The organism is Jiangella endophytica, assembly GCF_003427025.1.
GTDB lineage: Bacteria > Actinomycetota > Actinomycetes > Jiangellales > Jiangellaceae > Jiangella > Jiangella endophytica.
Genome location: NZ_QVAI01000010.1, coordinates 241,727 through 259,016, shown reverse-complemented (window position 1 = coordinate 259,016; position 17,290 = coordinate 241,727). Strand labels below are relative to the sequence as shown.

The 17,290-nt window shown below is 73.4% G+C and carries 17 protein-coding genes; 4 read left to right on the top strand and 13 right to left on the bottom strand.

Going from position 1 to position 17,290, the window contains the following annotated elements:
• Positions 1-48: 48 nt before the first annotated feature.
• The 3 genes from DZA62_RS20825 to DZA62_RS20815 all read right to left on the bottom strand — a co-directional run bounded on the left by DZA62_RS20825 (position 49) and on the right by DZA62_RS20815 (position 4,931).
• Entirely contained in the window at positions 49-2,193 is a 2,145-nt protein-coding gene (locus tag DZA62_RS20825) for a Xaa-Pro dipeptidyl-peptidase (protein ID WP_198664015.1), read from the bottom strand.
• A 205-nt stretch (positions 2,194-2,398) separates the two neighbouring features.
• Complete coding sequence (locus DZA62_RS20820) at positions 2,399-3,844, bottom strand: RNB domain-containing ribonuclease (protein ID WP_198664014.1); 1,446 nt, start codon at positions 3,842-3,844, stop codon at positions 2,399-2,401.
• Positions 3,845-3,947: 103 nt separating this feature from the next.
• Positions 3,948-4,931, bottom strand: a complete 984-nt coding sequence (locus tag DZA62_RS20815) for a helix-turn-helix transcriptional regulator (protein ID WP_116950835.1) — start codon at positions 4,929-4,931, stop codon at positions 3,948-3,950.
• 64 nt (positions 4,932-4,995) lie between these two features.
• Here DZA62_RS20815 and DZA62_RS20810 point away from each other — a divergent pair, with 64 nt between their 5' ends.
• Entirely contained in the window at positions 4,996-6,135 is a 1,140-nt protein-coding gene (locus DZA62_RS20810) for an epoxide hydrolase family protein (RefSeq protein ID WP_116950834.1), read from the top strand.
• Positions 6,136-6,138: 3 nt separating this feature from the next.
• On the opposite strand, the gene DZA62_RS20805 is transcribed toward DZA62_RS20810, so the two are convergent.
• Complete coding sequence (locus DZA62_RS20805; protein WP_116950833.1) at positions 6,139-7,035, bottom strand: LysR family transcriptional regulator; 897 nt, start codon at positions 7,033-7,035, stop codon at positions 6,139-6,141.
• An 81-nt stretch (positions 7,036-7,116) separates the two neighbouring features.
• Here DZA62_RS20805 and DZA62_RS20800 point away from each other — a divergent pair, with 81 nt between their 5' ends.
• Both DZA62_RS20800 and DZA62_RS20795 read left to right on the top strand, forming a co-directional pair.
• Positions 7,117-8,040, top strand: coding sequence for a DMT family transporter (locus tag DZA62_RS20800; RefSeq protein ID WP_116950832.1), 924 nt, complete (start codon positions 7,117-7,119; stop codon positions 8,038-8,040).
• 14 nt (positions 8,041-8,054) lie between these two features.
• Complete coding sequence (locus DZA62_RS20795; RefSeq protein ID WP_116950831.1) at positions 8,055-8,849, top strand: SDR family NAD(P)-dependent oxidoreductase; 795 nt, start codon at positions 8,055-8,057, stop codon at positions 8,847-8,849.
• 1 nt (position 8,850) lies between these two features.
• Here the strand turns inward: DZA62_RS20795 and DZA62_RS20790 are convergent, their stop codons facing one another.
• The 8 genes from DZA62_RS20790 to DZA62_RS20755 all read right to left on the bottom strand — a co-directional run bounded on the left by DZA62_RS20790 (position 8,851) and on the right by DZA62_RS20755 (position 14,672).
• Positions 8,851-9,582 (bottom strand): erythromycin esterase family protein, encoded by a 732-nt coding sequence (locus tag DZA62_RS20790; protein ID WP_116950830.1) that lies wholly within the window; start codon positions 9,580-9,582, stop codon positions 8,851-8,853.
• Between the two features lie 87 nt (positions 9,583-9,669).
• Positions 9,670-10,605 carry a hypothetical protein gene (locus DZA62_RS20785; RefSeq protein ID WP_116950829.1) on the bottom strand — a complete coding sequence of 312 codons (936 nt, stop codon included), beginning with the start codon at positions 10,603-10,605 and terminating at the stop codon, positions 9,670-9,672.
• Complete coding sequence (locus tag DZA62_RS20780) at positions 10,602-11,531, bottom strand: hypothetical protein (RefSeq protein ID WP_116950828.1); 930 nt, start codon at positions 11,529-11,531, stop codon at positions 10,602-10,604. Before DZA62_RS20780 ends, DZA62_RS20785 begins: the two co-directional genes overlap by 4 nt.
• A complete protein-coding gene (locus DZA62_RS20775) occupies positions 11,528-12,460 on the bottom strand; it encodes a hypothetical protein (protein WP_116950827.1) in 933 nt (310 codons plus the stop codon). Before DZA62_RS20775 ends, DZA62_RS20780 begins: the two co-directional genes overlap by 4 nt.
• Positions 12,457-13,368 carry a hypothetical protein gene (locus tag DZA62_RS20770; RefSeq protein ID WP_116950826.1) on the bottom strand — a complete coding sequence of 304 codons (912 nt, stop codon included), beginning with the start codon at positions 13,366-13,368 and terminating at the stop codon, positions 12,457-12,459. Before DZA62_RS20770 ends, DZA62_RS20775 begins: the two co-directional genes overlap by 4 nt.
• A gap of 30 nt (positions 13,369-13,398) precedes the next feature.
• Positions 13,399-13,860: an SRPBCC family protein gene (locus tag DZA62_RS20765; RefSeq protein ID WP_116950825.1), complete on the bottom strand. Its 462-nt coding sequence runs from the start codon at positions 13,858-13,860 to the stop codon at positions 13,399-13,401.
• A gap of 7 nt (positions 13,861-13,867) precedes the next feature.
• Positions 13,868-14,344 carry an SRPBCC domain-containing protein gene (locus DZA62_RS20760; RefSeq protein WP_116950824.1) on the bottom strand — a complete coding sequence of 159 codons (477 nt, stop codon included), beginning with the start codon at positions 14,342-14,344 and terminating at the stop codon, positions 13,868-13,870.
• A complete protein-coding gene (locus tag DZA62_RS20755; protein ID WP_116950823.1) occupies positions 14,331-14,672 on the bottom strand; it encodes an ArsR/SmtB family transcription factor in 342 nt (113 codons plus the stop codon). The genes DZA62_RS20760 and DZA62_RS20755 overlap by 14 nt, the downstream gene beginning before the upstream one ends.
• A 79-nt stretch (positions 14,673-14,751) precedes the next feature.
• On the opposite strand from DZA62_RS20755, the gene DZA62_RS20750 reads away from it, so the two are divergent.
• A complete protein-coding gene (locus tag DZA62_RS20750; protein ID WP_198664013.1) occupies positions 14,752-15,639 on the top strand; it encodes a diacylglycerol/lipid kinase family protein in 888 nt (295 codons plus the stop codon).
• Between the two features lies 1 nt (position 15,640).
• On the opposite strand, the gene DZA62_RS20745 is transcribed toward DZA62_RS20750, so the two are convergent.
• Positions 15,641-17,287 (bottom strand): alkaline phosphatase D family protein, encoded by a 1,647-nt coding sequence (locus tag DZA62_RS20745; protein WP_116950822.1) that lies wholly within the window; start codon positions 17,285-17,287, stop codon positions 15,641-15,643.
• Positions 17,288-17,290 lie beyond the last annotated feature (3 nt).

The following is a 17,290-nucleotide window of genomic DNA, read 5'->3' as shown; positions in this document are numbered from 1 at the left end:
GCGGGCCGCCCCAGCACAGGGGGCGGCCCGCCGCGTGCGTTCCGGGACCTACTCGACGTCGGACTGCGCGGCCGTGCGGACCAGCACACCGCGCTCGCGGCCACTGATCAGCCCGGCGGCGGCCAGCTGGTCGGCCAGCTCGGTCGTGTGCCGGACGAAGGCGCCGTGGTTCGGCCAGTCCTGGTCGTCGAGGACGTGGTCGTTGACGGTGCACGTGCCGGCCAGCCCGGCGTTCGCGACGCCGGTGTCGACGCCGTCGATGACGACGGTCGCGCGGGTGTCCTCGTCACCGCAGATCGGCAGCGCCAGCGGGCCGCCGACGACCGGCAGCTCGACGGTCGTCCCCGCGAGGTCGACGGACAGCTCGGTGCCCGGCTGCGGGCGCAGCGTGAACTCCGGGTCGGTCGACCAGATCATCAGGCCGATCCGCGAGCCGGCCGGGATCACCTGGTCGTCCGGCTGCAGCGGCACGGTGACGTCGACGAACCTGCCGGGCGTGAGCGGCTTCTCGGCGGTCAGCGAGTCGCGGTTCAGCGGGTCGGCCCAGCCGCGGGTGATGACGCTGGTCGTGGTGCCGCGGGTGGACGACGTGCAGCCCGCGGCGCTGGTCCACGGCAGCTTCACCAGCGCGACGGACAGGTTCACCCGCGGCTTCGACGACGCCAGCCGCACCGTGACCTGCGTCGTGCCGGACAGATGCACGTTCTCCGTCAGCGTCGGCGTCGTGTAGAGCAGCCGGTTCTCCGACGGCGTCGTCGCCAGCGCACCGGCGTTGCAGGCGTTCACGCCTGCGTCGACCAGCGTCTCGGTGGCGTCGCCGGCCAGCGCGAGCGACGTCAGGCCACCCTCCGCCGCGCCGCCGGCCTGCAGGTTCAGCGTCGCCGCCGAGGCCGCCGGGTTCGGGTAGTCGGCGTACGGCGTCAGCGTGCTGCCGCCGAGCTCGTTGCGCACGATGAACGCCGTGTCGGTGTCGTCCTCGATACGGTTGTCCTGGCCGTAGAGGTACTGCGAGAACCAGCGGTTCATCATGTCGGTGGGCGGGTTGCCGCCGTGTCCGCCCTGGTGGAAGTACTCGTGGACGGTGAGGCCCTTGGCCTCGAGCACCTCGGAGATGCGGACGCTGTGCTCCGGCACGACGTTCCAGTCGTTGAACGCATGCGCCATCAGGACGGCGGCCTTCACGTCGTCGAGCTGGTTGAGGTAGTCGCGGCCGGCCCAGAAGTCGTTGTAGTCGCCGGAGGCGCGGTCGTGTTCGGCCTGCATGACGTCGCGGACGGTGTCGCGGCAGTACTGCCGCTTGTCCAGGTCGCCGCTGTTGATGTAGTCGAACAGGTAGTCGAGGTCCTCACCGACCCAGCCGCCCGGGTTCCGCACCAGGCCGTTGGACCGGTAGTAGTGGTAGTACGACGTGTTCGGCGCGACCGGGATGATCACCTCGAGGCCGTCGACGCCGGTCGTCGCGGCCGCCAGCGGCAGCGTGCCGTTGTACGACGTGCCGGTCATGCCGACCCGGCCGGTCGACCAGTACGCCGTCACCTCCTCGTCGCCGTCGGCGCTGGTGAAGCCGCGGGCGCGGCCGTTCAGCCAGTCGACGACCGCCTTCGGCGCCAGCGACTCGTTCGGCCCGCCGACCGTCGGGCAGCCGTCGGACAGGCCGCTGCCGGGCGACTCGGAGTGGACGACGGCGAAGCCGCGCGGCACCCACGTGTTGATCAGGCTGGTGGAGATGATCGGGCTGGTGCTGCCCGGCGCGCGGGCCGCGTCGGGCAGCGTGTCCGGCGACGTGCGCAGCGGCGGCTGCTGCCCCAGTTCGACGTTGACGTTCCAGAAGAACCTCGCCTGTGTGCTCGCCGTGCCCGAGTAGTACGGGCTGGACTCGTACACGACCGGCACGTCCAGGCCGGCGCCGTCGGTCTCGGCCGGCCGCGTGACGTCGACGTGCATGCGGTCCAGCCGGCCGTCGCCGTCGGTGTCGAACTCGGTCTCGACCCAGAGCTCGTGCTGGATGAACGGCCCGGTGAAGACCGGCTGCGCCAGGCCGTCGACGAACGTCGGCTCGGCGGGAGCGGGCGCGGGGGCCGGCGCGGGTGCGGCGCCGGCGGCGCCGTGGGCGGCGGTGAGCAGTGCGGCGGTACAGACGCCGGCGGCGGCGAGTGCCGCGCCGGCTCTGGTCCGGTGTCCGCGCAGGGCCATGAGCGGTCCTTCCTCGAAGGGCGGGGAACGCTCGGACGCTAGCGGTGGCTCACGGCGATGTCATCAGACAGGTGTCGCATTCCGGACGGCGCTCAACCGACATTGCGTGGGGCCCGGCACCGGCCGCTCAACGCGAACCTCCGCGCCGCCGAACAGCAGCGTCGTCGGCGCGCCTGGCCCGGGCGTCGATCATGGACGGCCGCGCTCAGGCGAGTTCGAAGCGGATGGTCCGGGTCGACGGGTCGGCGGCGGCGAGCCGGGCACGGACGTCGGTGCCCAGCGGGAGGTCGGCGCCGTCGCTGATGGAGGCCTCGACGGCGGGCTCGCGGATGGTGACGTCGCCCTTGCGCGCATCGCGGTCGCTCACCTCGACGACGACGCCGTCGAAGCTCTCGCCGACGTACTCGTGCAGCACCGCCGCCTCGACGAGGTCGAGGACGGCGCGTTCGTACTGGTTGGCGCGGCGGGTGGAGCCCTGCATGGTCTTCGGCAGCTCACCGAGGCGATCGACGACCCAGCCGGGGACCTCGTGGCCCGCGCTGAGCGCGACGCTGATCTCCCCCGCGTAGCGGTCGACCAGCCGCCGCAACGGGGCCGTCACGTGCGCGTAGTCGGCGGCGATGGCGGAATGGCCGGTGTGCTCGGGCAGTTCGCCGGCGAACCCGACGTAGCCGGAGCCGCGCAGCAGCCGGGTGCACGCGACGAGCATGGCGGCGTGGCTCGGCGTGGCGGGGTCGAGGGAGCGGACGAAGTCGGGGTAGCTCTGGCCGTCGGGCCAGTCGATGCGCAACGCCTTCGCAGTGCGCCGCAGCCGCTTCACGTCGCGCGGGTCGGCCGGCGCGAGGGTGCGTAGCAGGCCGGTCCGGGCCTCGACCATGAACGCGGCCGCCGTCATGCCCGTCAGCAGGGAGATCTGCGCGTTCCACTGCTCGACCGGGTGCTGCTGCCGGAACGCGAGCGACCAGTGCTCGCCGTCGATGCGCACCTCCTGCTCCGGCAGCGGCAGCGAGACGCCGCCGCGCTCGGCCTCCTTCGCCAGGCGCAGCTCGCCGACCTCCTTCAGCAGCGCGAACACCGGGTCGGCCGTGCCCGCGTCCAACTGCTCCTGCACCTCGGTGTAGGACAGCTTCGCGCGGCTGCGGACACGGGCCCGCTCGACCCGGGCCGCGACGGTGCCGCCGTCGCCGTCCAGCTCGATGGTCCACAGCAGCGCCGGGCGCACCTGGTCGGCCAGCAGCGACGCGGCGTCCTCGGACAGCGCCTTCGGGTACAGCGGCACCTTCGAGTCCGCGCCGTACAACGTCGCGCCGCGCCGGTGCGCCTCCTCGTCGATCGGGTCGCCCGGGCTGACGAACGCACCGACGTCGGCGATGGCATAGGAGACGACGAAGCCGTCGTCCTTGCGTTCGATGTGCAGCGCCTGGTCGAGGTCCATCGCCGTCGCCGGGTCGATGGTGACGAACGGCAGATCGGTGCGGTCGAGGTCCGGCAGACGCGGGTTCTTCGCGGCCTGCTGCGCCGCCTGCTCGACCTTCGGCGGGAACTGCGGCGTCACGTCCAGCTCGGCCTGGATGGCCGCGATGCCCGCCCGCAGCGTCTCGCCGTCGGCGGACAGCACCTCGTCACGCAACCGCACCACACGTCTGGGCACCGCGGTCCTCCCGTGGTCGCTCGATTCGGGCCTGCACAGCCTCTCACGGGGGGTCACGAACCGCCCGCGGAATGCCGGGCGCCGACCGAACCCCGGACGTCGCTCAGGTTCGGCCGGCCGAGGACGGCTCGATCGCGCGGCGATAGCGGTCCCCGAGCACCCGCAGGTGCTCCACCAGCTCCGGCGGCGACGTGACCTGGAAGTCCAGCCCGAGCATCCCGATGTAGACGGCGATCATCTCCAGCGAGTCGGCACCGGTCACGAGCACGCACGTCGCCTCGTCCACCGACTCGACGACGCCGACCGTCGGGTTGATCCGCGACAGCACCTCCGCCGCCGGCGCGAACACCGTGATCCGGGTGTGCACGGACCAGCCGGTCGACGCGACCTCGCGCAGCACGAACGCCGTGTAGTCCTCACCCGGCAGCGGAGACGGCGGGAACCGCCGGCCGGTGGCCATGCGCAGCTCGATCCAGTCGACCCGGTACGGGTGCCATTCGCCCGTCACCGGGTCGCGGCCGACCAGATACCAGTGCCGCTGCCAGCTGACCAACCGGTAGGGCTCGACCACCAGCGGCGGCCCTTCGGCGGTCCCCGGGTAGTCGAAGCGCACCCACTCGTGGTCGCGGATGGCCGCCGCGAGTGCCGTCAGAACCGCGGCGTCGACGACCGGGTCCTCGACGTTGCTGCCGGTGTTCTCGGGGCCGCGCGACATCGCGTCGTGGATGGCGGCCACCTGCCGGCGCAGGTGGTGCGGCAGCACCTGCTCGAGCTTGGCGAGCGCCCGTGCGCTGCTGTCCTCGATGCCCGCGACGCCGCTGCCGGCCCGCAGCCCGATGGCGACGGCCACCGCCTCCTCGTCGTCGAGCAGCAACGGCGGCAGGCGGGCGCCCACGCCGAGCCGGTAGTGCCCGGCCGGGCCGCGTGCGGCGTCGACCGGGTAGCCGAGCTCGCGCAGGCGGTCGACGTCGTTGCGGATGGTCCGCGGGCTGACCCCGAGGCGTTCGGCCAGCTCAGCACCGGTCCAGGCGGGCCGCGACTGCATCAGGGACAGCAGCGCGAGCATGCGGGCGGAGGTCTCTCTCATATTTCTGCATTCTGCCGGTTGATTAGGAACGTAGCTTGCCTATAAGGCCCCTAGCGTAGCTGTCATGACGAACACCACCGCACCCATCCAGTCCTTCCGCATCGAGATCAGCCAGGCCGAGATCGACGACCTCCAGGAGCGTCTGTCCCGCACCCGGCTTCCGCAGCCCGCGCCCGGCGACGACTGGGACTACGGCACCCCGAACCACTACCTGCGCGAGATGGTGGACCACTGGCGCGACGGTTTCGACTGGCGCGAGCAGGAGGCCCGGATCAACGACGTCCCGCACTACGTCACCGAGATCGACGGCCAGACGATCCACTTCATCCACGTACCGTCGGCCGAGCCCGGCGCGACGCCGCTACTGCTCGCGCACTCCTACCCCGGCTCGTTCGCCGAGTTCCTCGACATGATCGGCCCGCTCACCGACCCCGTCGCGCACGGCGGCAGGGCCGAGGACGCGTTCTCCGTCGTCGTGCCGTCGATGCCCGGTTTCGGCTTCAGTACGCCGCTCGAGGACCGCGGCTGGACGATGGCCCGGGTCGCCCGCACCTACGACACGCTGATGCGCCGGCTCGGTTACGAGTCCTACGGCTCGCACGGCAGCGACGGCGGCGCCATGGTGTCGCGCGAGCTCGGCCTGCTCAACCCGCCCGGGTTCCTCGGCCTGCACGTGCTGCAGCTGTTCTCGTTCCCGTCGGGCGACCCGGCCGAGTTCGAGAACCTGTCGCCCGCCGACTACGCCGGCCTGAAGCACCTGGAGTGGTTCCAGGCCGTGGGCGGCTACAACGCGATCAACGCCTCGCGTCCGCAGACGGTGGCCGTCGGCGTGTCCGACTCCCCCGTCGGCCAGCTGGCCTGGAACGAGCTGTTCAACTCTTTCGGCAACGGGACCAGCCTGGTCACCCAGGACCAGATCCTCACCCAGGTGTCGCTGTACTGGTTCACCAACACCTCGGCGTCGGCCGGCCGATACCACTACGAGGAGGCGCACTCCGGCGCGGAGCCGGCCGTGAACCACGCGCCGACCGGTGTCGCCGTCTTCGCCGACGACTTCCGCACCATCAGGGCGTTCGCCGACCGCGACAACGACAACATCGTCCACTACAACGAGTTCCCCGACGGCGGGCACTACGCCATGCTGGAGCGGCCGGACGTGCTGGTCGGGGACCTGCGGGCGTTCTTCGCCGGTCTCCGGGGCTGACGCTCAGCCGCGTAGCGCGCCGTCGACCGCCTCGCTGAGGAGGTCGACGGCGCGCTGCGCTGCCGGGTGCTGGGCGGCGGACTTGCGGACGGCGACGGAGATGCGCCGCACCGGGGTCGGCGCGACGATGCGCACCGTCGTCACACCCGGCGGCAGGTCGCGAATGCCCAGCTCGGGGACGACGGTCAGCCCGATACCGGTCGCGACGAACGGGATCGCCGTGTGGTAGTCGTGCGTCTCGACCGCGAACTCCGGCGAGAAGCCCGCCTCGGCGCAGGCCCGCAGCAGCACCCGCCGGCAGGCGCCGTCGTTGAGGTCGTTGTCGATCCAGCGCCGCCCGCCCAGTTCCGCGAGCGGCACCTCGCCCCGCTCGGCCAGTGGGTCGTCGGCGCGCACGACCGCGAGGAACGGATCGTCGACCAGGTGCCGGACGTCGGCGCCGGCCGGCGGCGTCCACTCCGGCCGTTCGACGAAGATGTCGACGTCGGGCTCGTAGCTGTCCGGCAGCTTCACCTCGGTCATCCGCAGGTCCAGCCGCAGCTCCGGGAACTGCGCATGCAGCGCGGCGACGACGGGCGGTAGCCAGACCGCGCCGGCCGAGGCGAAATAGCCGATGGACAGGCTGCCGACCCGGCCGGCCCGCAGATCGCCGACCAGCCCGTCGAGCCGGCTCAGCGCCTCGAACAGCGGCTCGGACTCCGCCGCCAGCGTGCGACCGGCGGTCGTCGGCTCGATGCCGCGGCCGGCGCGGTCGAACAGCCGCAGCCCGGTCTCCCGCTGCAGCGCCGCCAGTTGCTGGCTGACGGCGGACGGGGTGTACCCGAGCGCATCGGCGGCGGCCCGGACGGAGCCGGTGGCGACGACGGCGCGGAGCAGTCGGAGGCGAGGCACGTCCAGCATGGCTCTAGCATAAGCATGACTTAACGATCAGGCAGAAATACGTGCTTGTGCTGTCGAATCAGCGGGCCGCACCATAGCCGAGTGACGCAGACCCTCCCGGCGACTCCTCCCGCCTCCGCACCCCGTCTCACCGAGAGCCGCAAGGCCGCCCTCGCCGCCGCCGTCACCGTCCTGCTCTGGTCGTCGGCGTTCGTCGCGATCCGCGACGTCGGGCACACGCTGTCGGCCGCGCCGCTCGCACTGATCCGGCTGGCCGTGGCCACGGTGGCGCTCACGGCGATCGTGCTCGCGACTCGCGGCCGCCGGGTCGTCCCGGTGCCGCTGTCGCGGCGGACACACGCGCTCATCGCGGCCTGCGGCGTGCTCTGGCTGGCCGGCTACACCGTAGCGCTCAACGCCGGCGAGCAGCACGTCGACGCCGGCACCGCTGCGCTGCTGGTGAACGTCGCCCCGCTGCTCATCGCCTTCGGAGCCGGGTTCTTCCTCGGCGAGGGGTTCCCCCGCGCGCTGATCGCCGGCTCGCTGGTGGCGCTCGGCGGCGTCGCGGTCATCTCGCTCGGCTCCACCGGCGACCGCGACGGGCTGGGCGTCGCGCTGTGCCTCCTGGCCGCGGTGCTGTACACCGCCGGAGCCCTGATCCAGAAGGTCGTGCTGCGGGTCACCGACGGCCTGACGACCACCTGGCTGGCCTGCGTCGTCGGCACCGCGGTGCTGCTGCCCTGGACGCCGCAGCTGGTGTCGGAACTGGCCGACGCGTCGCTGGGCGCGGTGCTGTCGGCCGTGTACCTGGGCCTGTTCCCGACCGCGATCGGCTTCACGACGTGGGCGTACGCACTCAAGCGCATGGACGCCGGCCGGCTCAGCGCCAACACCTACGTGGTCCCGACGGTGTCCGTCCTGATGTCGTGGGCGCTGCTCAGCGAGGTCCCGACGGTGTTCGGCCTCGTCGGCGGCGCGATCAGCCTCGTCGGCGTCGCGATCTCCCGCCGCAGGCGCCGCGCCTGAGGCAGGATCGAGGCATGCGGCTGGAGCTGAACGGGAAGACGGCCCTCGTCACCGGGTCGACGCAGGGCATCGGGTGGGCCGTCGCGGCCGGGCTCGCCCGGTCCGGCGCCCGGGTGGGCGTCAACGGACGCAGCGCCGAGAGCGTCGGCGCCGCGGTCGACCGGCTGCGGGCCGAGGTCGACGGCGCCGACGTCGTCGCCGTCCCGGCCGACGTCGCCACCGACGAGGGTGCCGCCGCCGTCCTCGAGACGCTGCCCGCCGCCGACATCCTGGTCAACAACCTCGGCATCTTCGAGGCGACGCCGGCGCTGGAGATCACCGACGCGCAGTGGCGGCGGTACTTCGAGGTCAACGTGCTGGCGGCGGTGCGGCTCACCCGCGCCTACCTCCCCGGCATGCGCGAGCGCGGCTGGGGCCGGGTGCAGTACATCGCCAGCGACTCCGCCGTGGTCATCCCGGCCGAGATGATCCACTACGGCATGACGAAGACGGCCCTGCTCGCGGTGTCGCGCGGATTCGCCAAGGAGGCGGCCGGCAGCGGCGTCACCGTCAACAGCGTCATCGCCGGGCCGACCCACACCGGCGGCGTCGAGGACCTCGTCTACCAGCTCGTCGATCGCAGCCTGCCGTGGGACGAGGCGCAGCGCGAGTTCATGCGGCTGCACCGGCCGCAGTCGCTGCTGCAGCGGCTGATCGAGCCCGACGAGATCGCCAACCTCGTCGTCTACCTGAGCTCCGAGCAGGCGTCGGCGACGACGGGCGCCGCGGTTCGCGTCGACGGCGGCTACGTCGACTCGATCCTGCCGTGACTCAGCCGGTCGCGTCGCCGGTGCTGTAGACGATCCGGTGCCCGGTCCGCTCGTGCCAGGCCGTGATGAGGCCGGCGACGTACCGGTCGCGCAGGGTGCCGCCGCCGGCGGCGCCCGACTCGTAGAAGCCCCGTAGCGCGAACGCGTGCAGGACGGCGTCGTCGGGGTCGACGACGGGCCGGCCGCGGCGGGCGGCCCGGCTGGCAGCGAGGTCGCGGACCAGGTCGTGCATCTCGCGGGCCGCGGCGACGAGCGGGCGCCGCTCGTCCTCGGTGAGCCGGTGCGCGTACCAGGCGCCATGCTCACGCGGCGTGCCGCGCAGGGCCAACGCCGTCAGCAGTTCGTGCGCCCGCGGCAGCCGGTCCGGCGCGACGGCGGCGACGAAACGGTGCAGTTCCACGTGCTGCGTCACCCGCGGCTCCAGCACACCGACGCCGAGGAAGCGCACCTGGTCCCAGTCCGCGCGGCCGCGGTTGAACTCACGCATCCACCGGACGAGGTCGAGCATCGTCCGGCCGCGGAACCTCGGCCCCGCCTGCCCGACGGCGGAGCGGGCGTCGGTGCCGTCGCCGCGCACGTAGCGGTCGAGGACCACGCCGCTCCCCCAGCTCTCGTCGCACGCGACGGTGCGGAAGCCGAGCTCCTCGACGAGATGGCGGGCGGTGCGGCGCTCGAGCGCGAACGGCGTGTGCCGGACGTACGTGGACAGCCGCGGTGCGTCGACGATGCTCATGCCGAGCAGCCTGGCCGCGGGAACCGGTCGCGCTCGTCCGCTCAGCCGCTGATCCGCCGCCTACGCAGGCCCGCGTACACCCGCGCGTCAGCCGCAGACACGGGCGGCCAGCCGGACCAGCTCGACCATGATGGGGCCGTCCAGCGTGTACGCCTCGGGCACCTCCATGGTGCCGTTCGTGACGGTGTACTCGACCTTCCCGGCGTCGCCGCTCATGCTCATCGCGGCGTAGCAGTCGTCGACGGTCCAGGTGATCTCGACCTGCGCGGTGCCCTGGCCCGGCAACGAGATGGGCAGCTCCGGCAGCGTCGCCGTCATTCCGGGCGCCATCGGCACCAGGTGCGTGACCTGCACCGACCGGCCGGAGTAGTTGAGCAGCGGCAGCGTCACCGTGACGCTGGTGTCGGCGAGTCTGGTGTCCACCGGGCCGATGAAATGGACGAAGCCTTCCCCGAACTCGCACTGCCCGGTCCAGAGCATGCCGATGCCGCCGTAGTCGACGTTCTGCTCGGCGCTCACGGTGCGCTCACCGCCGTCGGCGTCGCGGATGCGCACCCGCAGGGTCGCCGGCGCCGCGGCCGTGCAGTCGGCGACCATGCCCTCCTGCTGGACGACGACCCAGTCGCCGACCGCCGCGTCGACCGACTCGATCGGTTCCGTGCCAGGCATGACACCGAAACCGTCGACCTCGACGCCGACGATCTCCACCGGCCGCGACCCGATGTTCATGAGCTGGAGGTCGACCCTGATCGACGCGTCGCCGCCGGTCTCCGGCGTCCAGCTCGACGGGCCGCTGACGATGCCGACCCGGGCCAGCTCGGCCGCGTCGTGCCGGGCGTCGGCGACGACGGTGCCGAGCAGGCCGCCGACCAGCAGCGCCGCGACGGGGACGGCCCAGCGCCGCCAGCGGTGCGCCGGCCGCTCCCCCGGATCGTCGTGGCCGGCGGGGGCGGGATCGTCGCCGGGCGGGCCGACGACGCCGAGGTCCAGGATCTCGTCGCCGCGATCATCCCCCGCTGTCATTCCTGGATTGTCGCCGGACACGACTGCCCGGACAACCGGGCCAGCGCGGTGAATGCGATGTTCGGGAGGACGATGATCTGCTCCGTCTCGCCCGAACCGTGCAGGATGCGGACGGCGATCGACCCGCCGGAGGTGTTCAGCGCCCGCTCGCAGTCGGTCACCGTCCACGTGGTCATGACGGCGACGCTCCGCCCGGCCGGGATGGCCTGCTCGGCCGTGTCGGTGGTCAGGCTGAAACCGGGCGCTCGCGCCGCGACGGTGCCGATACGCAGGTCGTCCGGAGCATTGTTGACCAGTTCCAGCCCCAGGGTGACGGCGCCGTCGCCGCTGCGCACCACGGCGCTGTCGCGCAGTTGCAGCCCGACATGGTACGGGTGCTGGCACTCGAGGTACCAGAAGCCGCGCAGGCCCTCGTTGTCGTCCGGCGGCTCGACGTCGACCAGTCGCTCCTGGCCCGACGAGGTGCGGGCGCGCACCTGCAACCCGCTGGGGAGCGGCCGGGCGCAGTCGACCTCGAGGCCGCGCTGCACGTAGGTCGTCCAGACGCCGGGCTCGGCCGCCACGGGCTCGGCGGTCTCGGTGGCCGTCGTCCCCTCGATCTCGACACCGAGGATCTCGACGGCGTGGTCGCCTGCGTTGAGCAGGTCCACCGTCAGCTCGCCCCGCGGCCGGTCGCCGGTGAACACCTGCGGCACCGGGCCGCCGAACAGCTCGATGCTGGTGTAGCCGTCGGCGTCGTCGCGCGCCTCGGCGACGACCAGCCCGACCACCCCGCCGACGACGAACGCCGCCGCGACCGCCGCCCAGCGCCGCAGGGCGGAACGCTTGCCGGGACGGCCGGGCCGATCGCCCGGGTCCGCCGGCGGCTCCCGGTCCTGGCCGCCGCGCACCACGCCGAGGTCGAGCGGCTCGTCGCCGTCCGTCACGACCCGCTCCCGCAGACGCGGTCGACCAGCAGCACCAGCTCGGCCCGGGCCGTGCCGTCGAGCTGGTAGTGCCCGCGCGACTGCCCGTCGGCGCCGACGGTGTAGGCGATCTGCACCCCCGGCCAGCCCGTCGCCAGCCGGCAGTCGGTGACGGTCCAGGTCAGCGGGACGGAGATGGAGCCGGCCGCCGGCACCTCGAACGGCACCTCCGGGCCGGTGGCGACCATGCCCGGGGTGTCCGGCTCGAAGGCGGACACCGGCAGCGGCCCGGTACCGTCGTTCGCGACGCGCAGCTCCATGGTGACGCTGCCGGACTCGCGACTCACGATGGTGGCGCCGATGGCGGGAAAGACCAGGTCGACCGGCCGGCAGACGTAGTCGACCAGCCCGGCGACGCCACCGAACTCGGGCAGTGTGTCCGCCTCGACCACGCGCTGCGTGCCGCCGGCGTCGCGCACCCGCACCCGCAGGCCGTCACGTGACGGACCGGCACAGTCGGCGATCAGGCGGTCCTGCCGCGCGGTCACCCATTCGCCGGGCGGCGCCCGGAGCGGCTCGGCGGGCTCGTCGGCGGCGGCCACGGTCATGCCGTGCGGCTCGAGACCCAGGATCTCGACCTCGTGCTCGCCGAGGTTGAGCAGGCTGATCTCGAGGAAACCGGGTGCGGTCTCGTCGGCGTGGTCGGACATGCCCTGGATGGCACCGCCCACCAGCCGGACGTCGGCGTACCCGGCCGCGTCGTCGCGGGCGTCGGCCACCACCAACCCCAGCACCCCGCCGACGACGAACGCTGCCGCGACCGCCGCCCAGCGCCGCAGGGCGGAACGCTTGCCGGGACGGCCGGGCCGATCGCCCGGGTCCGCCGGCGGCTCCCGGTCCTGGCCGCCGCGCACCACGCCGAGGTCGAGCGGCTCGTCGCCGTCCGTCACGACCCGCTCCCGCAGACGCGGTCGACCAGCAGCACCAGCTCGGCCTGGACCGGCCCCTCCACCGGGTACTCGCCGCGCGACGACTCCTCCCCGGCGATCGCATAGAGGAGCCGCGGCTCCGGCCAGAGCAGGGCCAGGCTGCAGTTGGCGACCGTCCAGGTCACCGGCACGGTCACCGACTCGCCCGCCGGCACGTCGAACGGCACCTCGGGTCCCGTGATGTCCAGTCCGGGGGTCAGGGCCGCCAGCTCGACCACCTCCATGGTCTCAGTGCCGGTGTTCGCCAGCCGGACGTCGGTGCTGACGCTCTCGGCGTCGGTCGCCGTCACCGTCGAGACGGGCGCGGGGAACATGGCGTGAGGCGGCCCGCAAGCGGTCAGCCAGGCGACCTGGAGGCCGCCGGAGCCGGGTCGCAGGTCGGGTTCGACCAGCCGTTCAGTGCCGCCGGCATCGCGGACCCGTACCAGCACGCCGTCGCCGACCGGGGCCTCGCAGTCGACGACCAGCCCGTCCTGGCCGGCGGTCACCCACGCGCCAGGCGGCGCCGGGACCGGCTCGGCCGGTTCCACCCCGGGGTCGAGGGTCATGCCGGCCGGCTCCAGCCCCAGGATCTCGACCTCGTGCTCGCCGATATTGAACAGGTCGAGCTCGATCCGGCCGGGCGCGTCCGGTTCGGACCAGCCGGACACGCTCTGGACCGCGCCACCCACCAGCCGGACGTCGGCGTACTCGGCGGCCTCGCCGCGGGTGTCGGCGACGACCAGGCCGAGCACCCCGCCCGCGGCGAACGTCGCCAACGGCACGATCGTCCACCGCCACCGGCCGGGACCGCGCGGCGGCTCGTCCGGCGCGGGATCGTCGTCGATGCCCACCACGCCGAGGTCGAGCGGCTCGTCACCCTGCGTCATCCGTGGATTGTCGCCGAGTAGCGGCGCCCCTCACAAGACGGCGGCGAGTTTGTCCAGGGTCTGCTCCAGCCCGAGCCGCGACAGCCGCGCGGTGTCCGGCGCGCCGTAGCCGCGCTCGGTGACCGTCAGCTCCGTCCCGCCGCCCGACGGAGTCAGCGTCACCTCGTGCGGGACCCCGGTCTCGGGGATGTCGGCGGGCAGTCCGAGCGACGACGGCGGCACCGGCCGGCCGGACGCGTCGCAGAAGCCCATCACGTACTCGAGCCGGTGTGGCGGATCGACCAGGCCGTACGTCCACGTGTTGTAGAGCTCGACGCCGCCGGGCGAGCGCATCGCCACCAGCGACGTGCCGCCGGGACGCACGTCCATGCGCGCGACCGGCGCGGTGAAGCCGTCGGGGCCCCACCAGCGCCGGACGAGGCCGGAGTCCGTCAGAGCCGCCCAGACCCGGGCGGGCGGCGCGTCGTACCCGCGCGTCACGGTGAGGTCCATCAGCGCATCACCCGATCAGGCCGTCGACGAGGTCCAGCGACTCGCGGATGCCGGACTCCATGTCCGTGGGGATCCAGCCGTCGCGGTCCTCCGCGGACTGGAACAGCGCGACGTTGGTGTAGCGGGTGCCACCGTCCGGGCCGGCCTCGAACCGGTCGGTGACCAGCTGCAGCCGCCCCGGACCGCCCATGGCGAACTCCAGCGTCGACACGACCAGCGAACCCGGCACGACGTCGTGGTAGACGCCCCAGAAGGTGTACGGCGTGGCCGGGGGTTCTCGGTGCCGCGTGACGAACCGCCAGAGCCCGCCGCGGCGGACGTCCATCTCCTCGACAGTGGTGTCGAACCGGCGCGACCCCCACCAGCGCGGGATGAGCTCCGGGTCGGTCATGGCCGCGAACACGACGTCCGGCGCCGCGGCGAACTGGCGGGTGACGACGATGTCCTGCCGGCCGCGCGCGAACTCGACCTCAGTCCTGGTCATGGTGCCGTCCTTCCTGGATCCTGACGATCTCCTGCTCGAGGCGGTCGAGGGAGTCGGCCCAGACCGCGCGGTGCTGTTCGATCCAGCCGGTGGCGCGGTCCAGCGGCTCGACCTCCAACCGGCACGGGCGCCACTGGCCCTGTCGTCCGCGCGTGACCAGCCCGGCCCGCTCGAGCACCTTGAGGTGCTTGGAGATCGCCTGCGCGGTCATGTCGAAGGGGCGGCCCAGCTCGGTGACCGGCGCGGGCCCCTCGGCCAGCCGGGCGAGGATGCCGCGCCGGGTCGGGTCGGCGAGCGCGCCGAAGACCAGGCTGAGAGCGTCGCTCATAGACAACCACCTAGTTGATAAACCGATAGGTTGATTATCGCTCAGATTGTTCTCATGTCAACGGGGCACAATCGCTCGCGTGACGAAACTGCTGGTCATCACGAACACCCGCGCCGGCGGCGCGCGCGACGAGGCGGTCGAGACCGTGCTCGGCGTGCTGCGCGCCGGCGCCGACGAGGTCCAGGTGGCCGATCTCGACCCTGACGCGATGGCGGGCGTGCTGGACCGCCATCCCGAGCACCGGCCGGTGGTGCTGGGCGGCGACGGCTCGGTGCACCTGCTGGTCGCCACCGCGCTGCGGCTCGGCCGGCTGGACCGGCCGTTCGGGTTCGGGCTGGTGCCGCTGGGCACCGGCAACGACCTCGCCCGCACGCTCGGCCTGCCGCTGGACCCGGCCCGCGCCGCCGAGGTGGTGCTGGACGGCCGGGCGCGGGAGCTGGACGTGCTGACCGACGACGCCGGCGGGGTGGTGGTGAACGCGGTGCACCTGGGCGTGGGCGCGGAGGCCGGCCGGCGCGCCCTCCCGCTGAAGCCGCGGCTGGGCCGGCTGGCCTACCCGGTGGGCAGCGCGGTCGCCGGCGCGGCGGCGCGCGGCTGGAAGCTGCGGGTCACCGTCGACGGCCAGGTGGTGGCCCGCGGCGACCGGCGCTCGCTGATGGTCGCGCTCGGCAACGGCGTCACGATCGGCGGCGGCGCCCCCGTGACGCCCTCGGCGCGGCCGGACGACGGCCGGGTGGACGTCGTGGTGTCGTTCTCGACCGGGTGGCGGGCCAGGCTGGCGTTCGCGGCCGCTCTGGTCCGCGGCCGGCACCCCGAGCGCCACGACGTCATCGAGGCGCGCGGCCACGAGGTGACCGTCGCCGGCGGACCGGTGCCGCTGAACGCGGACGGCGAGCTGGCCGAACTGGCCGGCGCCCGGACGTGGACGGTGCGGCCGCACGCGCTGCGCGTCACCGTCGCGGACTGACTCACAGCGAGGCCGACAGCACCTCGGACATCGTCGCGGTGTCGCCGTCGACCCGGCCGGTCTCCCAGCGCACCCGGGCGGTCCCGTCGGTCACCTCGAGCGTGGCCAGGGCGTTGTCGAACCGCGGCCCGGCCTCGATCGACCAGCGCACGGGCGGCTTCGGCACCCTGGCCAGCCGGGCCAGCGCGGTCCCGGCGACGCGCGCGACGGCGAAGGCCGCGGCGCCGTTGAGGTAGCGCAGCGTCCGGCTCAGCGGGTTGCGCACCGGCGAGCAGACCAGCTGGTGGACGCGGCTGGTCCGCGACGTCCGGCCCGGGTAGTCCAGCCGAGCGGCGTAGGAATAGTGCACGTCGCCGGAGAGGAACGAGATCGTCTGCGGCCGCCGCCCGTCCGGCCCGGTCGCCACCGACGTCACCAACTCGGCCATCGCGTCGAAGGACCGGCCGAACGCCGCCCAATGCTCCAGGTCGATGGCCTGCCGCAGCGACTCGGCGCCGCGGGCGAACCGGCCGCCCCACGCGCCGGCGGCCGTCGCCTCGTTCCACGCCTCCAGGTCGTGCAGGCCGCGCGGCAGCAGGTACGGCAGCGACGTGCCGAGGAACAGGTGCTCGACGTGCTCGGTGGCGCGGACCTGACCGGCGATCCAGTCCCACTCGGCGTCGTCGACGATCGTCCGCTTCTCCGGATCGAGGACCCGGCCGCAGCGCGAGTCGATCATCACCAGCCGGGCCGGCCCGAGGTCGCGGGTGAAGCTCCACCGGTACGACGCGGGGTCCTGGTCGGCCCGCCAGGCGAACTCGTCGAGCACCGCGCCGGCGTCGCCGTCGGCCGACGTGACGGCGGCCAGCACGGGGTCGGCGGCCCGCTCGGACGGCGACAGGTTGCCCACGTGCTGGTAGAGCCAGTACGCGGCGATGCCGCCGGTGATCCGGCGCCGCCACCACGCCTGCCCCGCCATCGTCTGCCGCCAGGCGTGCGACGTGTTCCAGTCGTCGCGGATGTCGTGGTCGTCGAAGATCATCGCGGCCGGCACGGTCGACAGCAGCCAGCGCACCGCCGGGTCGGTCCAGGCCAGCCGGTAGAGGTGCGCGTACTCCTCGAAGTCGGCCACCTCGGTGCCGGGCGCCTCGTCGACGTCGCGGCGTTCGGCGATGAACTCGCGCATCGCCTCGGAGGTCTCGTCGGCGTAGACCTGGTCGCCCAGCAGCACCAGCCCGTCCGGCCGGTCCGACTCGTCGGCGCCGGCGAGCGTCAGCGCCAGGGCGCGCAGCGCGTCGGCGCCGTACACGCGGTCGTGCTTCGCGTCGTGTGGGACGCTCATGCGGCAGGAGCCGAAGGTCAGCCGCACCGGCCCGTCGCCGCGCGTGCGGATCACCGGTGGCGGGAACGGCGACCCGGGCTCCGGCCACACCCGCTCGCCGTCGACCTCGACGGCGTACGGCGTGGACGTGCCGGGCGCGAGGCCGTCGACGGCGACCAGCGCGTAGTGGTGGCCGTGGACGGTGAACGTGCGGGCGGCGGCGTCGAGCACCCGGACGGTCGCCGGGCGGTCGGTCTCGACCCAGATCAGGGCCGAGTTCTGGTCGACGTGACGCAGCAACGGCCCGAGGACGAGCGAGTCCGGCACCGGCGCCTCCTTCGTGGACATAGG

What these genes read in the sequence shown, in the direction of transcription:
- DZA62_RS20825 (WP_198664015.1), bottom strand. Translation starts at nt 2,193, where the DNA reads ATGGCCCTGCGCGGACACCGGACCAGAGCCGGCGCGGCACTCGCCGCC.
- DZA62_RS20815 (WP_116950835.1), bottom strand. Translation starts at nt 4,931, where the DNA reads ATGAGAGAGACCTCCGCCCGCATGCTCGCGCTGCTGTCCCTGATGCAG.
- DZA62_RS20810 (WP_116950834.1), top strand. Translation starts at nt 4,996, where the DNA reads ATGACGAACACCACCGCACCCATCCAGTCCTTCCGCATCGAGATCAGC.
- DZA62_RS20805 (WP_116950833.1), bottom strand. Translation starts at nt 7,035, where the DNA reads ATGCTGGACGTGCCTCGCCTCCGACTGCTCCGCGCCGTCGTCGCCACC.
- DZA62_RS20795 (WP_116950831.1), top strand. Translation starts at nt 8,055, where the DNA reads ATGCGGCTGGAGCTGAACGGGAAGACGGCCCTCGTCACCGGGTCGACG.
- DZA62_RS20790 (WP_116950830.1), bottom strand. Translation starts at nt 9,582, where the DNA reads ATGAGCATCGTCGACGCACCGCGGCTGTCCACGTACGTCCGGCACACG.
- DZA62_RS20785 (WP_116950829.1), bottom strand. Translation starts at nt 10,605, where the DNA reads ATGACAGCGGGGGATGATCGCGGCGACGAGATCCTGGACCTCGGCGTC.
- DZA62_RS20770 (WP_116950826.1), bottom strand. Translation starts at nt 13,368, where the DNA reads ATGACGCAGGGTGACGAGCCGCTCGACCTCGGCGTGGTGGGCATCGAC.
- DZA62_RS20765 (WP_116950825.1), bottom strand. Translation starts at nt 13,860, where the DNA reads ATGGACCTCACCGTGACGCGCGGGTACGACGCGCCGCCCGCCCGGGTC.
- DZA62_RS20760 (WP_116950824.1), bottom strand. Translation starts at nt 14,344, where the DNA reads ATGACCAGGACTGAGGTCGAGTTCGCGCGCGGCCGGCAGGACATCGTC.
- DZA62_RS20755 (WP_116950823.1), bottom strand. Translation starts at nt 14,672, where the DNA reads ATGAGCGACGCTCTCAGCCTGGTCTTCGGCGCGCTCGCCGACCCGACC.
- DZA62_RS20745 (WP_116950822.1), bottom strand. Translation starts at nt 17,287, where the DNA reads ATGTCCACGAAGGAGGCGCCGGTGCCGGACTCGCTCGTCCTCGGGCCG.